Source organism: Heyndrickxia camelliae (genome assembly GCF_002844575.1).
Classification (GTDB): Bacteria; Bacillota; Bacilli; order Bacillales; family Bacillaceae_C; genus Margalitia; species Margalitia camelliae.
On record NZ_PIQO01000022.1, the window covers coordinates 1 to 21,866 of the forward strand.

Here is a 21,866-nt window from a genome sequence, read left to right on the forward strand (position 1 = left end):
AAAGTCACAGATTTCGATCTGTGGCTTTTTTTCATGGAAATATTAGATTTAAAGTCCTTGGGTTACACGCTAAATTCGTGGATTAGCTACTATTTTCGTGAGAGTAAAGTAAAAAACGTGAAATTATGTCAAGGTATCGCAAGATTGGGAAAGAGATTAACAAAATGCACACGATGTTTCGCTCAATAGTTGAATAAATTTACTTGATTCTTCTTTAAATCAACAAAAAATTTGCGGCGCTATATTTAGTGAAAACTTTTATAGTGGAACTAGTATGCATAAAGAATTATTATCTTCGTACTTTCCATTGTTTTATTTTAAGAATTCTTTGGTGAAACTGATATTAGAAATATCCTGTACTAGTTAACCAATATTGTCATTCTACATAAAATATACCGTAAAGTCTGTTATAGCCGCCTACATATGCAGAGCTGAAACCCTTGCACTTTTAAAATAATCATGTATAATTAATGTCAAATATAGTCAAAGTCAAGTCGGGATAAGGAGGTGGACTTGATGAAAAATATATCTGACATCATAGAAAACTACTTAAAGAAAGTATTAGAAATGAATGGCAGTGAAATTGTAGAAATAAAAAGAAGTGAAATTGCAGATAAATTTCAGTGTGTTCCATCTCAAATAAATTATGTAATAAATACACGCTTTACAATAGAAAAAGGGTATGTTGTAGAAAGTAAAAGAGGCGGCGGCGGATATATTCGAATCATGAAGGTAAAAAGTCATGATCAGGCACATTTGATTGACCAGCTTATTCTACTTATCAAAAATCGCATCTCCCAGTCAAATGCAACAGATGTGGTCATTAGATTAGTGGAAGAAGGGGTAATATCCGAAAGAGAAGCAAAAATTATGCTATGTGTGATGGATCGTTCAGTTTTATATATTGATCTACCGGAAAGAGATGAACTGAGGGCCAGAATGCTAAAGGCGATGTTAGTGACATTGAAATACAAATAGTGAGAGGTGTAAGGCATGATTTGTCAAGAATGTCAGGAACGCCCGGCGACTCTACACTTTACCAAGATTTTAAATGGGGAGAAAACAGAACTTCACTATTGCGAAAAATGTGCACAGGAAAAAGGTGAAATGTTCATGTTTGATGGAGAGCCAGGTTTTTCAATTAATAACTTATTAGCAGGATTATTTAACTACGATCCAATTTTTCAACAAACGAAGCAAGAAACACTCCCTAGGAACGGTATTTTACAGTGTGAAAATTGTAAGATGACGTTTAATCAGTTTTTAAATGTAGGTAAGTTTGGTTGTTCGCATTGTTATGAAACTTTTAAAGAACAATTATCTCCTATTTTAAAAAGATTGCACAGTGGGAATTATGAGCACCACGGTAAAATCCCTAAAAGAATTGGGGGTTCCATTCAACTAAAAAAACAAATCCAACAATTTAGATCAGACCTGCAAGTTGCTGTTCAAAATGAGGAATTTGAAAAAGCCGCAGAAATACGTGATCAAATTCGTTTGTTAGAGGCTCAACTTCTATCAAAAGGAGGGGAGGCCGAATGACTCTGGATAAATTTTTAAGTAATGCAATCAGTTCATGGATGAGTCAGGATGGACCGGATTCTGATATTGTTTTAAGCTCTCGAATTCGATTGGCCCGTAACTTTAAAAATCATTATTTTCCAACTATATCTAGTCCTGAACAGGCAAAGGAAATTATTACAGAAGTAACAGAGATTTTTAACAAAATAAAAAAAGACCATAGTTATATTGATTTATTAAAAATGGATGACTTACAACCTTTACAAAAAAGGGTTCTAGTTGAAAAACATTTAATAAGCCCAAATCTTGCAGATGAATCTTCACATGGGGCAGTTATTTTAACGGAAGATGAAGATGTAAGCATCATGATAAATGAAGAAGATCATATTCGTATTCAATGCCTCTTTCCAGGACTTCAATTAAAGGATGCATTAGAAAAGGCAAATGTAATAGATGATTTAATTGAGGAGAATATACATTATGCTTTTAATGAAAAATTTGGTTATCTAACCAGCTGTCCAACCAATGTCGGTACTGGATTAAGGGCATCCGTTATGGTTCATCTACCAGGACTTATTTTAACTCAGCAAATGAATCGTATAATACCTGCCATTAACCAGCTGGGATTAGTGGTGAGAGGAATATATGGAGAAGGTAGCGAAGCTCTCGGGAATATATTCCAAATATCTAATCAAATGACATTAGGTAAAACGGAAGGGGATATTGTTGCGGATCTTACAAGTGTAGTCCATCAAATAATTGCACAAGAAAGGTCAGCAAGAGAAGCATTGATTAAAACCTCTAACATAGAATTAGAAGATAGAGTGTACCGCTCATATGGTGTCTTAGCAAATAGCCGTATTATAGAATCAAAAGAAGCAGCAAGATGTCTTTCCGATGTACGACTTGGCATTGATACTGGATATATCAAAAGCGTATCAAAAAGTATTTTAAATGAATTAATGATAGTAACACAGCCAGGCTTTCTACAACAATATGCCGGAGGACCTCTTCGCCCACATGAACGGGATATTAGAAGAGCTTCACTAATTAGAGAACGTTTAAAACTTGAAGAAGTGAATAATGGTTAGGAGGAGATCCTTATGATGTTTGGACGATTTACTGAAAGAGCACAAAAAGTTCTTGCATTATCACAAGAAGAAGCGATTCGCTTACGCCACAATAATATTGGTACAGAGCATATACTGCTTGGTTTAGTTCAAGAGGGAGAAGGAATTGCAGCAAAAGCGCTTTATGGGCTCGGACTAAGTGCAGAAAAAATTCAAACAGAAGTAGAAAACTTGATTGGTAAGGGACAAGATTCTGGGCAAACCATTCATTATACTCCACGTGCAAAAAAAGTAATTGAATTGTCCATGGATGAAGCACGTAAATTAGGACATTCATATGTTGGAACAGAACATATATTGCTTGGTTTAATTCGTGAAGGAGAAGGTGTAGCAGCTAGGGTTTTAAATAATTTAGGGGTTAGTCTAAACAAAGCGCGTCAACAAGTCTTACAGCTTCTTGGAAGCAATGAAACAGGCAGCCAAAGTGGCTCACCTTCTAGCGCGAATACACCTACACTAGATAGTCTTGCTCGTGATTTAACTGCAATCGCTCGGGAAGAGACGCTTGACCCAGTCATTGGCCGTAGCAAAGAAATTCAACGTGTCATCGAGGTGTTAAGTCGCAGAACCAAAAATAATCCTGTTCTTATTGGAGAGCCGGGAGTTGGTAAAACAGCGATTGCAGAAGGGCTAGCTCAACAAATTGTTAACAACGAGGTTCCGGAAACTTTACGTGATAAGCGTGTTATGACATTAGACATGGGAACAGTTGTAGCAGGAACAAAGTATCGCGGTGAATTTGAAGATCGATTGAAAAAAGTAATGGATGAAATTCGCCAAGCTGGAAATATCATTCTATTTATTGATGAGCTCCATACATTAATTGGTGCTGGAGGTGCGGAAGGAGCAATTGATGCATCTAACATCTTGAAACCATCTTTAGCTCGTGGAGAACTTCAATGTATAGGTGCAACAACGTTAGATGAATACCGAAAATATATTGAAAAAGACGCTGCTTTGGAAAGAAGATTCCAGCCAATTCAAGTGGATGAGCCTTCCATAGAAGAATCTATTTTAATTTTAAAAGGTCTTCGTGACCGCTATGAGGCACATCATCGTGTATCTATCACAGATGAGGCTATTGAAGCAGCTGTAAAATTATCAGATCGTTATATATCGGATCGATTCTTACCTGATAAAGCGATTGATTTGATTGATGAAGCAGGTTCAAAGGTTCGATTAAGATCTTATACTACTCCTCCAAGTTTAAAAGAATTAGAAGCAAAGCTGGAAGAAATTAAAAAGGAAAAGGATGCTGCAGTGCAGAGCCAGGAATTCGAAAAAGCTGCATCTCTCCGTGATTCCGAACAACGTTTGCGGGAAAAACTTGAAGAAACAAAGAAATCTTGGAAAGAAAAGCAAGGTCAAGAAAACAGCGAAGTTACAGTAGAAGATATAGCAAATGTTGTATCTAATTGGACTAGAATTCCGGTATCCAAGTTGGCACAGACAGAATCAGAAAGATTGTTGAATCTCGAAGAAATATTACATTCTCGGGTAATTGGTCAGGAAGAGGCAGTTAAAGCTATTTCTAAGGCAGTTCGACGTGCACGTGCTGGATTGAAAGATCCAAAACGTCCAATCGGTTCATTTATTTTCTTAGGGCCAACTGGTGTCGGTAAAACGGAATTAGCCAGAGCTCTTGCTGAGGCAATGTTTGGAGACGAGGATGCAATGATTCGCATTGATATGTCGGAATACATGGAAAAGCATTCTACTTCTAGACTTGTAGGTTCACCTCCAGGATATGTAGGATTTGAAGAAGGCGGACAATTAACAGAAAAGGTGCGTAGAAAACCTTATTCCGTTATTTTGCTAGATGAGATTGAAAAAGCTCATCCGGATGTGTTCAATATACTTCTTCAGGTATTAGAAGATGGACGACTAACGGATTCTAAGGGACGTACAGTAGATTTTCGCAATACAGTTGTTATTATGACGTCTAACGTAGGGGCAGAAGCATTGAAACGAAATAAATTTGTCGGTTTCAATATCCAAGATAGTAATCAAGACTATAAGGATATGAAGGGCAAGGTAATGGATGAGCTTAAAAAAGCGTTTCGTCCGGAGTTTTTAAACCGTGTGGATGAAACCATTGTCTTCCATGCTTTAGAAAAAGATCAATTGAAGCAAATTGTTACGCTCATGTCTGAAGAGTTAGTGAAACGCTTAAAAGAACAAAAAATTGAATTGGAAATTTCCGAAGGTGCTAAGGAAAAGATAGCCCAAGAAGGATATGATCCGGAATATGGTGCTAGACCGCTTCGCCGGGCGATTCAAAAATATATAGAAGACCGCTTGTCAGAGGAATTATTAAAAGGTGTCATTTTAGAAGGTCAACATGTTGTGATTGATGTAAAAGACGGCAAATTTGTCGTAAACTCCTCCGAAATGACAGGAACATTGTCGTAATAAGTTTTATAAATAAATGAAACCATTTGGACAGTTAACGCGTCTATAATAAGTAAATTAGGTTGCTTGCTTTTAATAAGATATGTATTTAAAAGTGAGCAACCTCTCTTCATAAATAAATACTGTTTTATTAAGAACGAAGTTAAGAAAGCTTTTAAAAGCGACAGGAATCTGTGTTTTCCTTAAAACGGTCATCACTATTTTAAGAATGCATAGATATATAGAAAGGAAGTAAAAAATGGCAAAGAAAACAACAAAATTTATTTGCCAATCATGTGGATACGAATCGCCTAAATGGATGGGAAGATGTCCGGGTTGTAATGAATGGAATCAAATGACGGAGGAAGTTGCTGTCGTTAGTAAGCCTAAAGGGGCCTTTTTACATACTGCTCCAGGAACGGTGGCAAAGGCTGCACCAATAAACACAATTCAATCGGAACAAGAAGCAAGAGTAGAAACAGATTTAGTGGAATTAAATAGAGTGCTAGGTGGAGGGGTAGTACCCGGATCCTTAGTCTTAATTGGGGGAGACCCCGGGATTGGTAAATCAACACTTCTTCTTCAAGTATCATCTCAGCTTTCCACTCACCAACACAAAGTTTTATATATTTCTGGAGAAGAGTCTGTAAAACAAACGAAACTACGAGCGGATCGTCTCCAGATTACTTCAAGTGAACTATATGTTTTTTCTGAAACAAATCTTGAGGTTATTCAACAAACCATTCAAGATATCAACCCCAATTTTGTCATTATTGATTCTATCCAAACAATTTTCCACCCCGAAGTAACATCTGCACCGGGAAGTGTTTCTCAGGTTCGCGAATGTACAGCAGAATTAATGAGAATAGCAAAAACAAATGAAATTGCTATTTTTATTGTAGGGCATGTTACAAAGGAAGGTAATATTGCTGGACCGCGGCTATTAGAACATATGGTGGATACCGTACTATATTTCGAAGGGGAAAGACACCATTCTTATCGAATTTTACGTGCGGTGAAAAACAGATTTGGCTCAACAAACGAGATGGCAATATTTGAAATGAAAGAATTGGGCCTCGAAGAAGTGGAAAACCCTTCTGAGATATTTTTAGAGGAACGTTCAAAGGGAGCTTCTGGTTCCACTGTTGTGGCTTCCATGGAAGGTACCCGTCCAATTCTAGTAGAAATACAGGCACTTGTTTCACCAACCATGTTTCCTACCCCTCGTAGAATGGCATCGGGGATAGATTATAACAGAGTAAATTTGATTATGGCAGTTCTAGAAAAAAGAGTTGGTATGCTTTTGCAAAATCAGGATGCCTATTTGAAAGTTGCAGGTGGAGTGAAAATTGATGAACCAGCGATAGATTTGGCTATTGCAGTTAGTATTGCATCAAGCTTCCGCGATATACCTACGAATGCCGATGATATTGTTATTGGGGAAATAGGGTTAACTGGTGAAGTAAGAAGGGTATCCAGAATAGAACAGCGAGTTCAAGAGGCTGCTAAATTAGGTTTTAATCGGGTAATTATTCCGAATAATAATCTAGGAGGCTGGAAAGTTCCAAGTAACATTCAAGTAATTGGTGTCTCGACAGTCAAAGAAGCTTTAAAGCATGCACTAGGAGGATGAATGGATGGAAGAAAGAAAGCCAGGGCAAAAATCAATGTCAGAGATTTTGCAGTTAATCGCACCGGGAACACCGATTAGAGAAGGTATTGATAATGTATTGCGTGCTAATACGGGCGGATTAATTGTTCTTGGCTATAACGATCGGATGAAGGCTTTGGTAGATGGTGGTTTTACCATCAATTGCAACTTCAGTCCAAGTTACTTATATGAACTAGCCAAAATGGATGGGGCAATTATACTAAATGAAACAGGAAGTAAAATATTAATTGCGAATGCTCAATTAGCACCTGATCCATCGATTACTTCCTCTGAAACTGGGATGAGGCATCGAACCGCTGAAAGGGTAGCAAAACAGACAAAATCACTTGTTATCGCAATTTCGCAAAGAAGAAATGTTATCACGCTATATCAAGGCAGCTTTCGTTATGCGTTAAAGGATATTGGAGTTATTTTAACAAAGGCCAATCAGGCTATTCAAACATTAGAAAAATACAAAGTTGTTTTAGATCAAAGCATAGCAAATTTATCTGTTTTGGAATTTGAAGAACTTGTAACGTACAGTGATTTATTACAAGTACTTCACCGCTTAGAGATGGTTATAAGGATTAAAAAAGAATTGATAACCTATTTAAATGAATTAGGGACGGAAGGCCGTTTAGTTCGTTTGCAGATGAAGGAGCTTATGACAGATATTGAAGAAGAAGCAATGCTGATTATAAGAGACTATGCACATGATCAAAAAGTAAAACCTATTGATATTCTTTTAAGATTCCAAGATATGGTGAGTACCGATGTTCTAGACGATAATGTCATGATGAAATTATTGGGGTATAACAACTTTATTCATCCGGATGAAACAGTTTGCCCAAGAGGATATCGTGTATTGAGCAAAATTCCAAGACTTCCAATGATCATTTTAGAAAATTTAATAGGTACTTTTTCAACCCTTCCTAATATCCTGCGCGCTACGGTAGATGAATTAGACGAAGTAGATGGAATTGGTGAGGTCAGAGCACGAAAAATTAAGGACGGATTGCAGCTGATTAGGGAACAAATCTTTGCAGACCGCCAGTTATAAGGGTTTCTTATGATGATGGATTCGGAAATCCACATAGATGAAGAAAAAAGTATCAATGCCCAATACACTATATTGATGAGGAGATAAATATTACAAATGTACAAATTTATAAATCGATATAACAATAATTTGACCATATCGTTACAAAATGAAAATATTCATCAATATTACGTTTTAAACTTACGAAATTGTTTATAATGAATAAAGGAGGTGAAAAAATGTTAAAAAGACTTGTGCAAGCATGCTTTCTCATTATAGGAGGAACGCTTGGTATTTTTCTATTACCTGAATTATTTAAACTATTTAATTTACACGATATTATTTTTCTTAATAATTCTTATGTTACTGCAATTTTAGGTGCTATTATATTTTATCTTATTACTTTTTGGTCTGTTGATTATGTTGTTGGGTTTGTTAAATGGTTTGAGGATTCTGTTGTGAAGGCTTCTATTACGGAAATTATTTCGGGAAGCCTGGGGTTAATTTCTGGTTTATTAGTTGCGTATTTGGCAGGGATACCGTTCAATAATATGAAAATTCCGATCGTGAATACGGTTGTACCGATTCTTTTAACTCTATTACTTGGGTATCTAGGTTTTCAGATTGGCTTTAAGAAGCGGGAAGAATTGATGAATCTCTTTACTATTTCTTCACGTTCTAGCAAAAAGAAAGCGAATATCGAATTAGAGGAAGATAAAAAGAATACAAAAACATTGAAACTATTGGATACAAGTGTCATTATTGATGGTAGAATTGCGGATATTTGCCAAACAGGATTTTTGGATGGCGTCATTGTTATTCCTCAATTTGTTTTAATGGAGCTTCAGCATATTGCCGATTCTTCCGATGCATTAAAACGAAATCGAGGTAGAAGAGGTTTAGATATACTGAACCGTATACAAAAAGAGCTTCCAATTGAAGTGCAAATCTACGAAGGTGACTTTGAGGATATACAGGAAGTGGACAGTAAGCTAATCAAACTGGCAAAATTGACAAATGGTATTGTGGTCACTAATGACTTTAATTTAAATAAGGTTTGTGAGCTGCAAAATGTACAAGTGTTAAACATTAATGATTTAGCGAATGCTGTTAAACCAGTTGTATTGCCTGGGGAAGAGTTAAATGTTCAACTAATTAAAGACGGAAAAGAACACCATCAAGGCATTGCCTATCTAGATGATGGTACGATGATTGTTGTGGAAGAGGGTAGAAACTATATCGGAAAACGGATTGATGTTTTGGTAACAAGCGTACTTCAAACATCTGCCGGCAGAATGATATTTGCCAAGCCCAAAATGTTAGAGAAAGCATTATAAAAGGTGATAGGGGTATAAGATAATGGAATATCAGGTAATTATTCCAGCTGCTGGTCAAGGAAAGCGTATGGGAGCAGGAAAGAATAAATTGTTTCTTCACTTAAATGGCAAGCCAATTATTTCCCATACACTAAAAGTTTTTCTTGAAGATGAAAAATGTAGCGGAATTATTTTAGTTATTCAACCTGATGATGAGTCCTTCTTTAAAAAAATATTAAAAACCCACCGTACCACCAAAAAAATCCAGATTGTTTTTGGCGGTACGGAAAGACAATATAGCGTGTTTAATGGTTTGCAAGTTACAAAGGACTGCAGCATTATTTTAGTTCATGATGGCGCTAGGCCGTTTATCCGGCATGAAGTCATTCATCAACTAGTTGAAGTTGCTCACGAAAAAGGAGCGGCAATTGCAGCAGTCCCAGTTAAGGATACCATTAAAAAAGTTCAAGATTTCCAAGTAATGGAGACGATTGAGCGTACAAGCTTGTGGCAGGTACAAACCCCACAAGCTTTTCGCTTTTCTCTTTTGCTGGAGGCTCATCATCAAGCAATGCAGGAAAATTTCCTGGGTACAGATGAAGCTTCACTTGTGGAAAGGCTTCAGATTCCTGTCCAAATAGTGACGGCTGATTATGATAATATTAAATTAACAACTCCAGAAGATCTCTATATAGCTGAGGCAATTTTAAAACATAGAGCAATAAATAAGTAATGAAGCGGGAAAAGGAGCGAAATTATGTTTCGAATTGGACAAGGTTACGATGTTCATCAGTTGACCGAGGGGCGCCCCTTGATTATTGGTGGGATTCATATTCCATATGAAAAGGGACTGCTTGGGCATTCAGATGCGGATGTGTTGTTACATACAGTTGCAGATGCATGTTTAGGTGCAATTGGAGAGGGCGATATCGGCAAGCATTTTCCTGACACTGATCCTGCCTTTAAAGATGCAGATTCTGCTAAATTATTATCGCATGTTTGGAATTTAGTAAAGGAAAAGGGATATTGTTTGGGAAATATTGATTGTACCATCATTGCCCAAAAACCGAAAATGGCCCCTTATATTGGGCAAATGCGAGAAAGGATTGCCGAGCTGCTGGAAGGCGACATAACACAGGTGAATGTGAAGGCTACAACAACTGAAAAACTGGGCTTTACAGGCCGTGGAGAAGGGATCGCATCTCAGGCGGTAGTTCTTTTACAAGAAGTAAAATAGTGCGCTTTTTTTCAAAGAGCGACAGTGGTAAAATAGTACAGGATTAATAGTTTCTTATAGGGCTCTTTTCTTATAAGATGTTTCTTATGTAGCCAAGTACTTATAAACATCTTTTTAGTATGTTTGAAATGGAACAGGCTATTGAGAAAAGATGCCCCTGACACTAGATTTAATATTAGGATTTATAACTAAGTGTCAATATATATTCGAAAACCGTCTTTAGACAAACTGAGGAGGACTTTTAAAATGTCAAAGGATATAAGGGTACGGTATGCACCGAGTCCAACAGGACATTTACATATAGGGAATGCAAGAACCGCACTTTTCAATTATTTATACGCCCGCAATAAAGGAGGTTCCTTTATTATTCGTATAGAAGATACGGATACTAAGCGTAACATTGAGGGCGGCGAACAAAGCCAGTTGAAATATTTAAAATGGCTTGGAATGGATTGGGATGAAAGTGTTGATAAGGAAGGCAAATACGGTCCTTATCGTCAATCTGAACGAAATCATATTTATCAAAAATACTATAATCAGCTTCTTGAGAATGGACAAGCCTACAAGTGTTATTGTACAGAGGAGGAGCTTGAAGCGGAGCGAGAAGCGCAGCTTGCTCGCGGTGAAACTCCACAGTATTCAGGAAAGTGCCGCCATCTTACAAAAGAGGATCAAGAACGTCTTGAAAAGGAAGGCAGAAAGCCGAGCATTCGTTTCTTAGTTCCAAAAGGAAAAGTGTATGCATTTCATGATATGGTGAAAGATGAAGTATCTTTTGAATCAGATGGAATTGGAGATTTTGTTATTATCAAGAAGGATGGAATTCCAACTTATAATTTTGCTGTTGCGATTGATGATTATTTGATGGAAATCTCTCATGTATTGCGTGGAGATGATCATATTTCAAATACTCCTAAGCAATTGATGATTTATGAAGCTTTTGGATGGGAACCACCTATCTTTGGTCATATGACCCTTATCGTAAATGAAAGCCGTAAGAAGTTAAGTAAACGTGATGAAAGCATTATTCAATTTATTGAACAATATGAAGAATTGGGTTATTTACCGGAAGCTTTATTTAACTTTATTGCATTATTGGGATGGTCTCCACAAGGGGAAGAAGAAATTTATTCCAAAGAAGAATTTATCAAGCTTTTTGATGCGGATCGTCTATCTAAGTCACCAGCATTATTTGATAAGCAGAAGCTTGCTTGGATGAACAATCAATATATGAAAAAAGTGGATCTAGATAAAGCGGTAGAGCTATCCTTACCTCATTTAGTGAATGCGGGTCGAGTACCAAGCAAATTAACAGAAGAAGAAAACACTTGGGTCCGTAACTTAGTAGCTTTATATCAAGATCAAATGAGTTATGGCGCAGAAATTGTGGGGCTTTCTGAGCTGTTCTTTAAAGATGATATTACTTATGAAGAAGAGGCGAAAGCCATTTTAGCTGAAGAGCAGGTACCAGAAGTCTTACGTGCTTTCTTAGCGGAAATCAATGCATTGGAAGTATTTGAGGCGGAATATATTAATAAAGCCATTAAAGCTGTTCAAAAATCAACAGGGCATAAGGGTAAAAAATTATTTATGCCAATTCGTGCTGCAGTGAGTGGGCAAGTCCATGGACCGGATTTACCTAAGGCAATTCAGCTACTTGGAAAGCAAAAAATTATTGATCGAATTCAAAGTATTTTAGATTAACATTTTGCTCAAAATATTATATAGTAAGATTAAATATCTATTCATGAACTCTGTGATTAATTACATGGATTATATATACTAAAGTGTTGATGAGGAGAAGTAAAAAAGCGATTGCTTACAAAGGACTTGTTCAAGCTACGCCTTGAGCATTGTCTTTAAGAGAGAACCATCACCGGCTGAAAGTGGTTTAGGCCTCTCGTTTTTTGAAATGCACCTCTGAGCCTTGTTCCGAACGTTCTGCAAGTAGGGATAAGCGGAAACCTGCCGTTAAAAGGGAAAGTTGGAACATAGTGAATTGGCTGTGTTCAAACAGAGTGGAACCGCGTGTGAAGCGTCTCTGTCTATACAGAGGCGCTTTTTTGTTTGTTTTTAAATTAATACCCGGGGATAAAAAAGTTGTCCACGTCTAGCTTCAGGGCCTATCGGCTAGCGGATAAATCAACATCAGCTGAAATTGGAAATGCCAATTTCACTTGCTTGTGAGCTACCTCAGCGCGGTTTCCTTTATCTCTGTCGAAGACAATGAAGGTGAAAGTTGGACATCGAATTTGCACTCGATAAAAGTAAACTTCGAATTTCACTCATTCATACCGATGAGCAAGGTGCTCACGCAATTGATAGTAAGGAGCGAAGGGAATGTTTAAACGGATAAAGGAAGATATCGAGGTCGTTTTTGAGCAGGATCCGGCAGCACGCACGTATCTCGAAGTGATCTTAACCTATTCTGGGCTGCATGCCATTTGGGCACATCGCCTAGCCCATAGTTTTTATAAGCGGAAATTCTTTTTCATTGCCAGAGCAATATCACAAATAAGCCGTTTTTTTACCGGCATTGAAATTCATCCCGGAGCTAAAATAGGCAGACGCTTTTTCATCGATCATGGAATGGGAGTAGTGATCGGGGAAACCTGCGAGATTGGTGATAATGTTACGGTTTATCAAGGAGTAACATTGGGAGGAACGGGAAAAGAAAAAGGAAAAAGACATCCGACCATTGAGGATAATGCATTGATTGCAACAGGCGCAAAAGTTCTTGGTTCTATCACTGTTGGTGAAAACGCCAAAATAGGTGCTGGTTCGGTGGTCTTGAAGGATGTGCCGCCAAACTCTACTGTTGTAGGTATTCCGGGAAGAGTAGTTATTCGTGACGGAGTAAAAGTGAAGAAGGACTTAAACCATAGTGATTTACCAGATCCCGTAGCCGACCGATGTACGGCTATTGAAGAAAAAATGAGACGATTACAGGAAGAATTGGAAGAATTAAAACAGAAAGGGGTTCATAAAGAACATGCCGATTCAAATTTATAATACATTAACAAGAAAAAAAGAAGAATTTATCCCATTAGAAGCAGGAAAAGTCAAAATGTATGTGTGCGGGCCGACTGTTTACAACTATATTCATATTGGGAACGCCCGTCCTGCAATCGTATTTGACACCGTGCGCCGCTATCTAGAATATCGTGGCTTTGATGTGAATTTTGTTTCTAATTTTACAGATGTCGATGATAAATTAATAAAAGCAGCGAATCAACTTGGGGAAGACGTTCCTACAATTGCCGATCGTTTTATTAACGCATACTTTGAAGATGTATCTGCATTAGGATGCAATAGTGCAGATGTTCATCCTAGAGTAACGGAAAATATGGACATTATCATTGAATTCATTGAAACGCTGATAGAGAAGGGCTTTGCGTACGAATCGGCTGGGGACGTTTACTATAGAACTCGCAGTTTCCCTGGATATGGGAAGTTGTCCCATCAGTCTATTGATGATTTGAAGTCTGGTGCACGGATAGAAGTAGGAGAGAAAAAGGATGATGCCTTGGATTTTGCTCTTTGGAAAGCTGCTAAAGAAGGAGAAATATACTGGGAAAGCCCATGGGGCAAAGGAAGACCTGGCTGGCATATTGAGTGCTCCGCGATGGCAAGAAAATATCTAGGGGATACAATTGATATTCATGCAGGTGGTCAAGACTTAACGTTTCCACACCATGAAAATGAAATTGCTCAATCGGAAGCACTAACGGGAAAAACATTTGCGAGATATTGGATGCATAACGGTTATATTAATATTGATAATGAAAAAATGTCAAAATCACTGGGGAACTTTGTTCTTGTACATGACATAATTCAACATCATGATCCGCAGGTGCTAAGGTTTTTCATGTTATCGGTGCATTACCGTAATCCAATTAATTATAGCGAGGAACTATTGGAAAATGCCGGCGCAGGATTAGAGAGATTGAAAACATCCTATCAAAACCTTAAGCACCGTAAACAGGTAAGCGCAAATTTAACTCATGATGATCAAGAATGGCTGAAAAAACTTGAAGATCTTCATCAAGCGTTTATAAACGAAATGGACGATGATTTTAATACAGCTAATGGAATTGCAGTGCTTTTTGATCTGTCCAAACAAGCAAATTATTATTTGCGTGAAAAAAATACCTCAAATGAGGTCATCGAAGCATTTATGAAGCAGTTTGAAAATCTTTTCTCAGTTTTAGGGTTAAAATTAGAAAATGAGGAATTGCTTGATGAAGAAATTGAGGAATTAATTGAAAAGCGTAACACCGCCAGAAAAGAGCGGAATTTCGCATTAGCGGATGAAATACGTGACCGCTTAAAAGAAATGAATATTATTCTAGAGGATACACCACAAGGTATTAGATGGAGAAGAGGATAATAATGTCCGAAACAAATACTAATAGACTCGATGTAAACGGAATTAATAGCCTAGCACTTGCTTATATGGGTGACGCTATATACGAGGTACACGTGCGTCACCATCTGCTTCTTTTAGGAAAAACAAAGCCTAATCAGCTTCACCGCACAGCAACCAAATTTGTTTCCGCGAAAGCTCAGGCTGCTATTTTACATGAACTTCTGGAGAAGGAACTGTTGACAGAGGCAGAGCAAGTGATTGTTAGAAGAGGAAGAAATGCTAAATCCGGAACTGTACCTAAAAATACAGATGTACTAACTTATCGACATAGTACTGCTTTCGAAGCATTAATTGGATATTTATACTTAACAAATAATCAATCAAGGTTAAGATCTATTGTGGATTTGGCCATTACCATTTCAGAGGAACAGCATGAAACGGGAAAATAATAATAAAGGATAGGAGGTTGTACGAATGGCTCAAGATTATATAAGCGGAAAAAACCCGGTTATTGAAGCATTAAAGTCTGATAGGGAAATCAATAAAATTTGGATAGCTGAGGGTTCGCAAAAAGGACAAATGCAACAGGTTATTCAATTAGCAAAAGAAGCAAGAGTTTTGGTTCAGTATGTTCCGAAGCAAAAAATCGATCAAATGGTAAGTGAAAACCATCAAGGTGTTGTCGCACAAGTAGCAGCCTACCAATATGCCGATATAGATGATTTATTTAAAAGGGCTGAACAAAGAAAGGAAACACCCTTCTTTTTAATCTTGGATGAACTGGAAGATCCGCATAATTTAGGATCAATATTAAGAACAGCCGATGCAGCAGGTGTCCACGGAATTATTATTCCAAAGAGAAGAGCAGTTGGTTTGACAGGAGCAGTGGCAAAAGCATCAACTGGAGCAATTGAACATGTTCCTGTTGCAAGGGTGACAAATTTGGCAAGAACCATTTCGGAATTAAAGGAACGTGGTATATGGGTCTTTGGAACGGATGCAAAGGGAAGTCAAGATTACCGAAAAATGGACGGTTCTCTTCCGCTAGCATTGGTCATAGGCAGTGAAGGGAAAGGAATGAGTAGATTAATTAGAGAAAGCTGCGATTTTCTTATTCATTTACCTATGATTGGCCATGTGACATCGTTAAACGCTTCTGTAGCAGCGAGTTTATTAATTTATGAGGTTTATCGACAACGTTATCCTATTGGTGAATAATAATGGATATATTGCTTGTTGATGGATATAACATCATTGGCGCCTGGCCAGAGCTGAGGAAGCTGAAGAAGACAAATCTTAGTGCCGCGAGAGACCGCCTAATTGAAATAATGGCAGAATATCAAGGATTTACTGGTTACAAAGTAATCATTGTTTTCGATGCCTATGAAGTGAAGGGAATTCAAAAAAAGTATCGTCATTATAACGTGGAAGTCATTTATACAAAGGAAAATGAATCTGCGGATGAAAGAATTGAGAAAATGGCGATACAACTAAATAATAAAAAGACACAAATTCATGTAGCAACCTCTGACTATACGGAACAATGGGCAATCTTTGGACAGGGAGCTTTACGTATTTCTGCAAGAGAGTTGTTAACAGAAGTAGAAATGAATGGGCATAATATCACGAAAAATGTGAAGGAAATCCAAGACGAAAGGCCTATATCAAGGATTCCGCTTAGTAAGGAGGTAGCGGAATATTTCGAAAAATTGCGGCGTGGTAAGGAATGAATGTTGACGCTTGAATTTTCAGTAATGTATAATATTTCTATCTATTGCTTTCGCGTTCGGGGGGATTCGTGTGAACCTTAATATCGAGGTCAAGCATAACGAAAAGTATGAAATTATGGAAGACGAGCAATTGATTGAATCTGTTCATAATGGGGAAAGTGAAGCGTTAGATTATCTCATCCATAAATATCGCAATTTTGTAAGAGCAAAGGCGCGTTCTTATTTTTTAATAGGTGCGGATAAAGAAGACATTATTCAAGAAGGAATGATTGGCCTTTATAAGGCAATTCGCGACTATAAAGAGGACAAGCTTACCTCCTTTAAGGCATTTGCTGAATTATGTATTACCCGCCAAATTATTACTGCAATTAAAACCGCCACCCGGCAGAAGCATATCCCGCTTAATTCATATGTTTCTCTTGATAAGCCAATTTATGACGAAGAATCGGACCGTACATTAATGGATGTCATCACCGGTGCTAAAATTCTTAATCCTGAAGAGCTGATTATCAATCGGGAAAAGTACGATAACATCGAGGGGAAGATAACAGAACTCCTTAGTGACTTAGAAAGAAAGGTGCTTGCTTTGTATTTGGATGGACAATCTTATCAGGAAATATCCGAGGAATTAAACCGTCATGTCAAATCTATTGATAATGCATTGCAAAGGGTTAAGAGAAAACTAGAACGTTATTTGGAGGTTCGGGAATTCAGTGTCTGAGCAATTCCTTTTATTGACAAGTGCGGATTGACGTGTTAATTTCATAAAAAGAATGGTATATTTAGAATATACTTTTTGTAAAACTTTAAATTTTAATAGAAATCAATAGCTTTTAATATAGATTGCAGGTGTAAATATGCAAAGGAAAGTTGCTTTAGCATGTGAAAAATGTGGTTCGCGCAATTACACAGCTGATCATAAACAAACACAAACGGAAAGACTAGAGCTTAAGAAGTTTTGTAGACATTGTAATGCACATACGGTTCATCGTGAAACGAAGTAGTAAATCATTTATCTTGGTTTTTGTTGGAGGTACAAAGGATGTCAATTGCAAAGTTTTTTAGTAATGTTTCTTCAGAGATGAGAAAGGTCAGCTGGCCTAAACGCAAGGAACTTATCAGTTATACAGCGACTGTTATAGGTACCGTAGTGTTCTTAACAGTGTTTTTTGTTATTGTCGATTTTGGCGTTTCTAATCTCGTAAAATGGATTCTTAGCTTAAATCAATAGAAATAAAAACTTTCGCTTGAATAACTTACCATCATACATGGTATAATGGAAAATAATCATTTATTGTTCTTCAGCCCGTTTAACGGGTTTTTTCATTTGGAAAGAAAAGCGGACGGGCTTAGTTCATCGGCGAACGGATGAGTGGAATTTTAACTATAATTTCACCTTCGTAGTCTTCGCGGTGAAAAAAGGAAACACGGCGAGGATTGATGTGACTTATCGTAAGGATTAGAGATAAGAAATCAGCTAGTCGATAGGCACTGGAACTGAACAAAGCAGCTAAAAGCTAAATCAAACAGTTAATTAATTAGGGAGGGACGGACAAAAGTCCTTGATAATGGAAAAGAATTGGTATGTTGTTCATACGTATTCGGGTTATGAAAATAAAGTAAAAGCAAATCTAGAAAAGCGCGTTGAATCAATGGGTATGCAAGATAAAATTTTTAGAGTAGTGGTACCAGAAGAAGAAGAAACTGATATTAAAAACGGCAAAAAGAAAGTAGTAAAAAGAAAAGTTTTTCCAGGATATGTTCTGGTAGAACTCGTAATGACGGATGATTCCTGGTATGTAGTTCGAAATACCCCAGGAGTAACAGGGTTTGTTGGATCTGCAGGATCCGGTTCTAAACCGACTCCGCTATTACCTGATGAAGTAAGTGTAATACTGAAACATATGGGTATGGATGAAAGACGAGTGGATATTAACTTTGAAGTTGGCGAAACCGTTACGGTAAAAGAAGGACCGTTTGCTAATTTCACTGGTAAAATTGAGGAAATTGACCGTGATAAAGGTCGCGTTAAAGTAAGTGTAAACATGTTTGGCCGAGAAACACCAGTCGATCTTGTTTTTACACAAATTGATAAAATATAAACTTAAACAACTTGAAATATTTCTTGATAAATGGTAATATTCTTTAGGTCAGTATTTATTCTCACTGAGAAAACTGAACAATAAAGAATATCTTTAATAAAATTAAAGATTTTATATGATGAGTGGGAGGGGAAAACCCCTATTACCACATCACGGACTTAAGGAGGTGTGTCTCGTGGCTAAAAAAGTAATTAAAATTGTCAAATTACAAATCCCTGCTGGAAAAGCGAACCCTGCTCCACCAGTCGGTCCTGCACTTGGTCAAGCCGGTGTTAATATCATGGGATTCTGTAAGGAGTTTAATGCTCGTACAGCTGATCAAGCTGGTTTAATTATCCCTGTTGAGATTACGGTATTTGAAGACCGTTCATTTACATTCATTACAAAAACCCCACCTGCTGCAGTTTTACTTAAAAAAGCAGCTGGTATCGAGTCAGGTTCAGGTGAGCCTAACCGTAAAAAGGTAGCAACTGTTAAGCGTGACAAGGTACGTGAAATCGCTGAAACAAAAATGCCTGACTTAAACGCAGCTAGCGTTGAAGCGGCTATGCGAATGGTTGAAGGTACTGCACGCAGCATGGGTATCACAATCGAAGATTAATCCATGTAAACAACAATTGGTTTTTTTGTCCGACGGGGTTGCGATGATGAGTATTCACTCGCAACCTTTATTCGTGGGAGGTTATTCCGTTAAAACCACATTCGAGGAGGAAAAATAGAATGGCTAAAAAAGGTAAAAAGTATGTTGAAGCTTTAAAATTAGTAGACCGTTCAAAACTTTATGATGTTAACGAAGCGGTTGAACTTGTGAAAAAAACTAGTTATGCAAAATTTGACGCTACAGTTGAAGTTGCTTTTCGTCTTGGATTAGATCCAAAGAAAGCAGATCAACAAATCCGTGGAGCTGTTGTACTTCCAAATGGTACAGGTAAAACTCAACGTGTATTAGTATTTGCAAAAGGCGAAAAAGCAAAAGAAGCAGAAGCTGCTGGCGCAGATTATGTTGGCGATACTGATTATATTAACAAAATCAACCAAGGTTGGTTTGAATTTGATGTTATCGTTGCAACTCCAGATATGATGGGTGAAGTTGGTAAATTAGGTCGTGTGCTTGGACCTAAAGGCTTAATGCCAAACCCTAAAACTGGTACAGTAACTTTTGATGTAACTAAAGCGATTAATGAAATCAAAGCTGGTAAAGTGGAATATCGTTTAGATAAAGCTGGTATTATCCATGTTCCAGTTGGAAAGGTTTCATTTGATACAAATAAATTAGCAGAAAACTTTACAACTGTTTTTGAAACACTTGTTAAAGCTAAACCAGCTGCAGCTAAGGGTACTTATATGAAGAGCGTTTCGGTTACTTCAACTATGGGACCTGGAGTGAAAGTTGATCCATCTTCATTTAACGTAAAATAATATTGACTTTGATAGGAATGTTTGATATTATTTAAAACGTTGTTAATAGAATAACATTTGTACCAAAGACAGCAGGTGCTGATAAAGCTTAATTTCCTGCCGAGGTAATGCGATATATATAAATAGCTGCATATCAGCTATTAAGCATAAAACCTCCATGTCAATTTGAAATGGAGGTTTTATTTTTGCGGTATAAATGTGTTCATCTAGTAAATCTATAGGAGGTGTAAAGATGAGCAACGCAATCGAACAAAAGAAAGTAGTTGTACAAGAGATTGCAGACAAATTCAAAACTAGTGTTTCTACAGTAGTTGTTGATTATCGTGGTTTAAATGTTGCGGAAGTAACAGAACTTCGTAAACAACTTCGTGAAGCAGGTGTTGAATTTAAAGTTTACAAAAATTCATTATCCCGCCGTGCTGCTGAAGCTGCGGAAATTTCTGGTCTTAATGAGGCATTAGTAGGTCCAAATGCGATTGCATTCAGTACTGAAGATGTAGTAGCGCCAGCGAAAATTTTAAATGACTTCGCTAAAACACACGAAGCTCTTGAAATTAAAGCAGGTGTTATTGAGGGTAATACTGCAACAGTTGAAGAAATCAAAGCTCTTGCGGAACTACCATCTCGCGAAGGTTTACTTTCTATGTTGCTTAGCGTTCTTCAAGCTCCAATCCGCAACCTTGCTCTTGCTACTAAGGCAGTTGCAGATCAAAAAGAAGAACAAGGCGCTTAATTAGCGATAGGAAAATAACTAACAATTAACGAATAAATTACTATTTAAATTCTTAGGAGGATATTAAAATGACTAAAGAACAAATCATTGAAGCTGTCAAAGGTATGACAGTTCTTGAATTAAATGATCTTGTAAAAGCTATTGAAGAAGAATTTGGTGTAACAGCTGCTGCTCCTGTTGCAGTTGTTGGTGGAGCTGCTGCAGGCGGTGCTGCTGAAGAAAAATCTGAATTTGATGTAATCCTTGCTAGCGCTGGAGATCAAAAAATTAAAGTTATTAAAGTTGTTCGTGAAATTACAGGTCTTGGCCTTAAAGAAGCGAAAGAAGTTGTGGATGGCGCTCCAAAACCACTTAAAGAAGGCGTATCTAAAGAAGAAGCTGAAGAAATCAAAGCTAAACTTGAAGAAGTTGGAGCTGGCGTTGAAGTTAAGTAATCATCAAGATTGGAAAAAGCTCGCTGTTTAAAGCGAGCTTTTTTTGTCTATTCTTTAAAGAATGCTTCAAGTTTCAAAATAAAGATTGTCTAGTACAAGTAGCGTATCAGCTAGTAGATGTAAAGGTGATTATGCTTACTAAAAAGGGGTGATATAATGACGGAACACTATTATTCTCGAAATCCGGGTGTAGAAAGCAAACCGTTATTTTTTAATTACACTCTTCGGGGAAACTCTTTTCGATTTAAAACGGATCAAGGTGTATTTTCTAAAAATGAAATAGACTTTGGATCAAGGTTATTAATCGAAAGTTTTACTGTACCTGAAATAGATGGTCCGATTCTTGATGTGGGATGCGGATATGGACCGGTTGGGCTATCTATAGCAAAGTCTGAACCTGACTGCATCGTCCATATGGTAGATGTCAATGATAGAGCATTAGAGCTTGCGAAGGAAAATGCTTCGTTTAATCATATTTCTAATGTAAAGATATATGAAAGCGACCGCTTTGAAAATATTTCGAATGAAAAATTTTCGGCAGTTGTAACCAACCCTCCGATACGTGCGGGTAAGAAAGTTGTACACGATATTCTAACTAAAAGTTATGATTATTTATTGCCACAAGGTGAGTTATGGGTGGTAATTCAGAAAAAGCAGGGAGCCCCCTCAGCAAAGGAAAAAATGAGCGAAATATTTGATGAAATAGAAGTTGTATGTAAAGATAAAGGGTACTATATTTTAAAAGCAAAAAAAGGTTGACACCGTTGTAGGGCTATGGTAATATTATAAAATGC

24 protein-coding genes and 1 other annotated feature are annotated in these 21,866 nt (G+C 37.3%); all 24 genes read left to right on the forward strand.

The window, feature by feature from the left end:
* Positions 1–516 precede the first annotated feature (516 nt).
* The 24 genes from CWO92_RS20565 (at position 517) to CWO92_RS20680 (ending at position 21,831) form a co-directional block, all read left to right on the forward strand.
* The gene (locus CWO92_RS20565) at positions 517–978 is read left to right on the forward strand and encodes a CtsR family transcriptional regulator (protein ID WP_101356086.1); all 462 of its coding nucleotides are present in this window, start codon (positions 517–519) and stop codon (positions 976–978) included.
* Between the two features lie 15 nt (positions 979–993).
* Positions 994–1,542, forward strand: coding sequence for a protein-arginine kinase activator protein McsA (mcsA, locus tag CWO92_RS20570; protein ID WP_101356087.1), 549 nt, complete (start codon positions 994–996; stop codon positions 1,540–1,542).
* Positions 1,539–2,612: a protein-arginine kinase McsB gene (mcsB, locus tag CWO92_RS20575; protein ID WP_101356088.1), complete on the forward strand. Its 1,074-nt coding sequence runs from the start codon at positions 1,539–1,541 to the stop codon at positions 2,610–2,612. Before mcsA ends, mcsB begins: the two co-directional genes overlap by 4 nt.
* 12 nt (positions 2,613–2,624) lie before the next feature.
* The gene (clpC, locus tag CWO92_RS20580; protein ID WP_101356089.1) at positions 2,625–5,063 is read left to right on the forward strand and encodes an ATP-dependent protease ATP-binding subunit ClpC; all 2,439 of its coding nucleotides are present in this window, start codon (positions 2,625–2,627) and stop codon (positions 5,061–5,063) included.
* A 238-nt stretch (positions 5,064–5,301) separates the two neighbouring features.
* Positions 5,302–6,675 carry a DNA repair protein RadA gene (gene radA / locus CWO92_RS20585; protein ID WP_101356090.1) on the forward strand — a complete coding sequence of 458 codons (1,374 nt, stop codon included), beginning with the start codon at positions 5,302–5,304 and terminating at the stop codon, positions 6,673–6,675.
* A 4-nt stretch (positions 6,676–6,679) separates the two neighbouring features.
* Complete coding sequence (gene disA / locus CWO92_RS20590) at positions 6,680–7,753, forward strand: DNA integrity scanning diadenylate cyclase DisA (RefSeq protein WP_101356091.1); 1,074 nt, start codon at positions 6,680–6,682, stop codon at positions 7,751–7,753.
* 218 nt (positions 7,754–7,971) lie between these two features.
* Entirely contained in the window at positions 7,972–9,069 is a 1,098-nt protein-coding gene (locus CWO92_RS20595; protein ID WP_101356092.1) for a PIN/TRAM domain-containing protein, read from the forward strand.
* Positions 9,070–9,091: 22 nt separating this feature from the next.
* Positions 9,092–9,781 (forward strand): 2-C-methyl-D-erythritol 4-phosphate cytidylyltransferase, encoded by a 690-nt coding sequence (gene ispD, locus CWO92_RS20600; protein ID WP_133120593.1) that lies wholly within the window; start codon positions 9,092–9,094, stop codon positions 9,779–9,781.
* 24 nt (positions 9,782–9,805) lie between these two features.
* A complete protein-coding gene (gene ispF / locus CWO92_RS20605) occupies positions 9,806–10,285 on the forward strand; it encodes a 2-C-methyl-D-erythritol 2,4-cyclodiphosphate synthase (RefSeq protein ID WP_101356094.1) in 480 nt (159 codons plus the stop codon).
* A gap of 246 nt (positions 10,286–10,531) precedes the next feature.
* Positions 10,532–11,989, forward strand: a complete 1,458-nt coding sequence (gene gltX / locus CWO92_RS20610; RefSeq protein WP_101356095.1) for a glutamate--tRNA ligase — start codon at positions 10,532–10,534, stop codon at positions 11,987–11,989.
* 636 nt (positions 11,990–12,625) lie between these two features.
* Positions 12,626–13,297: a serine O-acetyltransferase gene (cysE, locus tag CWO92_RS20615; RefSeq protein WP_101356096.1), complete on the forward strand. Its 672-nt coding sequence runs from the start codon at positions 12,626–12,628 to the stop codon at positions 13,295–13,297.
* Entirely contained in the window at positions 13,278–14,675 is a 1,398-nt protein-coding gene (gene cysS / locus CWO92_RS20620; protein ID WP_101356097.1) for a cysteine--tRNA ligase, read from the forward strand. Before cysE ends, cysS begins: the two co-directional genes overlap by 20 nt.
* Positions 14,676–14,677: 2 nt before the next feature.
* Positions 14,678–15,103, forward strand: coding sequence for a Mini-ribonuclease 3 (locus CWO92_RS20625; protein ID WP_133120594.1), 426 nt, complete (start codon positions 14,678–14,680; stop codon positions 15,101–15,103).
* Between the two features lie 25 nt (positions 15,104–15,128).
* The gene (gene rlmB, locus CWO92_RS20630) at positions 15,129–15,872 is read left to right on the forward strand and encodes a 23S rRNA (guanosine(2251)-2'-O)-methyltransferase RlmB (protein WP_101356099.1); all 744 of its coding nucleotides are present in this window, start codon (positions 15,129–15,131) and stop codon (positions 15,870–15,872) included.
* Positions 15,873–15,874: 2 nt separating this feature from the next.
* The gene (locus CWO92_RS20635; RefSeq protein ID WP_101356100.1) at positions 15,875–16,384 is read left to right on the forward strand and encodes an NYN domain-containing protein; all 510 of its coding nucleotides are present in this window, start codon (positions 15,875–15,877) and stop codon (positions 16,382–16,384) included.
* Between the two features lie 115 nt (positions 16,385–16,499).
* On the forward strand, positions 16,500–17,105 hold the full coding sequence (gene sigH / locus CWO92_RS20640; RefSeq protein WP_235851646.1) for an RNA polymerase sporulation sigma factor SigH: 606 nt from the start codon (positions 16,500–16,502) through the stop codon (positions 17,103–17,105).
* A gap of 136 nt (positions 17,106–17,241) precedes the next feature.
* Positions 17,242–17,388 (forward strand): 50S ribosomal protein L33, encoded by a 147-nt coding sequence (rpmG, locus tag CWO92_RS20645; protein WP_101356102.1) that lies wholly within the window; start codon positions 17,242–17,244, stop codon positions 17,386–17,388.
* A gap of 38 nt (positions 17,389–17,426) precedes the next feature.
* Positions 17,427–17,615 (forward strand): preprotein translocase subunit SecE, encoded by a 189-nt coding sequence (gene secE / locus CWO92_RS20650; RefSeq protein WP_101356103.1) that lies wholly within the window; start codon positions 17,427–17,429, stop codon positions 17,613–17,615.
* 337 nt (positions 17,616–17,952) lie between these two features.
* Entirely contained in the window at positions 17,953–18,486 is a 534-nt protein-coding gene (gene nusG, locus CWO92_RS20655) for a transcription termination/antitermination protein NusG (RefSeq protein WP_101356104.1), read from the forward strand.
* Between the two features lie 175 nt (positions 18,487–18,661).
* Entirely contained in the window at positions 18,662–19,087 is a 426-nt protein-coding gene (gene rplK / locus CWO92_RS20660) for a 50S ribosomal protein L11 (RefSeq protein WP_055737789.1), read from the forward strand.
* 119 nt (positions 19,088–19,206) lie between these two features.
* Positions 19,207–19,905, forward strand: coding sequence for a 50S ribosomal protein L1 (gene rplA / locus CWO92_RS20665; RefSeq protein ID WP_101356106.1), 699 nt, complete (start codon positions 19,207–19,209; stop codon positions 19,903–19,905).
* Positions 19,906–19,949: 44 nt separating this feature from the next.
* Positions 19,950–20,097 (forward strand) — a sequence feature (ribosomal protein L10 leader region).
* A gap of 40 nt (positions 20,098–20,137) precedes the next feature.
* The gene (gene rplJ / locus CWO92_RS20670; protein ID WP_101356107.1) at positions 20,138–20,638 is read left to right on the forward strand and encodes a 50S ribosomal protein L10; all 501 of its coding nucleotides are present in this window, start codon (positions 20,138–20,140) and stop codon (positions 20,636–20,638) included.
* A 68-nt stretch (positions 20,639–20,706) separates the two neighbouring features.
* Positions 20,707–21,072, forward strand: coding sequence for a 50S ribosomal protein L7/L12 (gene rplL, locus CWO92_RS20675; protein WP_101356108.1), 366 nt, complete (start codon positions 20,707–20,709; stop codon positions 21,070–21,072).
* Between the two features lie 156 nt (positions 21,073–21,228).
* Positions 21,229–21,831, forward strand: a complete 603-nt coding sequence (locus CWO92_RS20680; protein WP_101356109.1) for a class I SAM-dependent methyltransferase — start codon at positions 21,229–21,231, stop codon at positions 21,829–21,831.
* Positions 21,832–21,866 lie beyond the last annotated feature (35 nt).

Excerpts from the sequence above, each read along its gene's own strand:
- CWO92_RS20595 (WP_101356092.1), top strand. The coding sequence starts at position 7,972 with ATGTTAAAAAGACTTGTGCAAGCATGCTTTCTCATTATAGGAGGAACG.
- ispD (WP_133120593.1), top strand. The coding sequence starts at position 9,092 with ATGGAATATCAGGTAATTATTCCAGCTGCTGGTCAAGGAAAGCGTATG.
- rplJ (WP_101356107.1), top strand. The coding sequence starts at position 20,138 with ATGAGCAACGCAATCGAACAAAAGAAAGTAGTTGTACAAGAGATTGCA.
- secE (WP_101356103.1), top strand. The coding sequence starts at position 17,427 with ATGTCAATTGCAAAGTTTTTTAGTAATGTTTCTTCAGAGATGAGAAAG.
- gltX (WP_101356095.1), top strand. The coding sequence starts at position 10,532 with ATGTCAAAGGATATAAGGGTACGGTATGCACCGAGTCCAACAGGACAT.
- CWO92_RS20680 (WP_101356109.1), top strand. The coding sequence starts at position 21,229 with ATGACGGAACACTATTATTCTCGAAATCCGGGTGTAGAAAGCAAACCG.
- cysS (WP_101356097.1), top strand. The coding sequence starts at position 13,278 with ATGCCGATTCAAATTTATAATACATTAACAAGAAAAAAAGAAGAATTT.
- ispF (WP_101356094.1), top strand. The coding sequence starts at position 9,806 with ATGTTTCGAATTGGACAAGGTTACGATGTTCATCAGTTGACCGAGGGG.
- sigH (WP_235851646.1), top strand. The coding sequence starts at position 16,500 with ATGGAAGACGAGCAATTGATTGAATCTGTTCATAATGGGGAAAGTGAA.
- radA (WP_101356090.1), top strand. The coding sequence starts at position 5,302 with ATGGCAAAGAAAACAACAAAATTTATTTGCCAATCATGTGGATACGAA.
- CWO92_RS20635 (WP_101356100.1), top strand. The coding sequence starts at position 15,875 with ATGGATATATTGCTTGTTGATGGATATAACATCATTGGCGCCTGGCCA.
- rplA (WP_101356106.1), top strand. The coding sequence starts at position 19,207 with ATGGCTAAAAAAGGTAAAAAGTATGTTGAAGCTTTAAAATTAGTAGAC.
- rpmG (WP_101356102.1), top strand. The coding sequence starts at position 17,242 with ATGCAAAGGAAAGTTGCTTTAGCATGTGAAAAATGTGGTTCGCGCAAT.
- clpC (WP_101356089.1), top strand. The coding sequence starts at position 2,625 with ATGATGTTTGGACGATTTACTGAAAGAGCACAAAAAGTTCTTGCATTA.
- cysE (WP_101356096.1), top strand. The coding sequence starts at position 12,626 with ATGTTTAAACGGATAAAGGAAGATATCGAGGTCGTTTTTGAGCAGGAT.
- mcsB (WP_101356088.1), top strand. The coding sequence starts at position 1,539 with ATGACTCTGGATAAATTTTTAAGTAATGCAATCAGTTCATGGATGAGT.
- rlmB (WP_101356099.1), top strand. The coding sequence starts at position 15,129 with ATGGCTCAAGATTATATAAGCGGAAAAAACCCGGTTATTGAAGCATTA.
- mcsA (WP_101356087.1), top strand. The coding sequence starts at position 994 with ATGATTTGTCAAGAATGTCAGGAACGCCCGGCGACTCTACACTTTACC.
- CWO92_RS20625 (WP_133120594.1), top strand. The coding sequence starts at position 14,678 with ATGTCCGAAACAAATACTAATAGACTCGATGTAAACGGAATTAATAGC.
- disA (WP_101356091.1), top strand. The coding sequence starts at position 6,680 with ATGGAAGAAAGAAAGCCAGGGCAAAAATCAATGTCAGAGATTTTGCAG.
- nusG (WP_101356104.1), top strand. The coding sequence starts at position 17,953 with ATGGAAAAGAATTGGTATGTTGTTCATACGTATTCGGGTTATGAAAAT.
- rplL (WP_101356108.1), top strand. The coding sequence starts at position 20,707 with ATGACTAAAGAACAAATCATTGAAGCTGTCAAAGGTATGACAGTTCTT.
- CWO92_RS20565 (WP_101356086.1), top strand. The coding sequence starts at position 517 with ATGAAAAATATATCTGACATCATAGAAAACTACTTAAAGAAAGTATTA.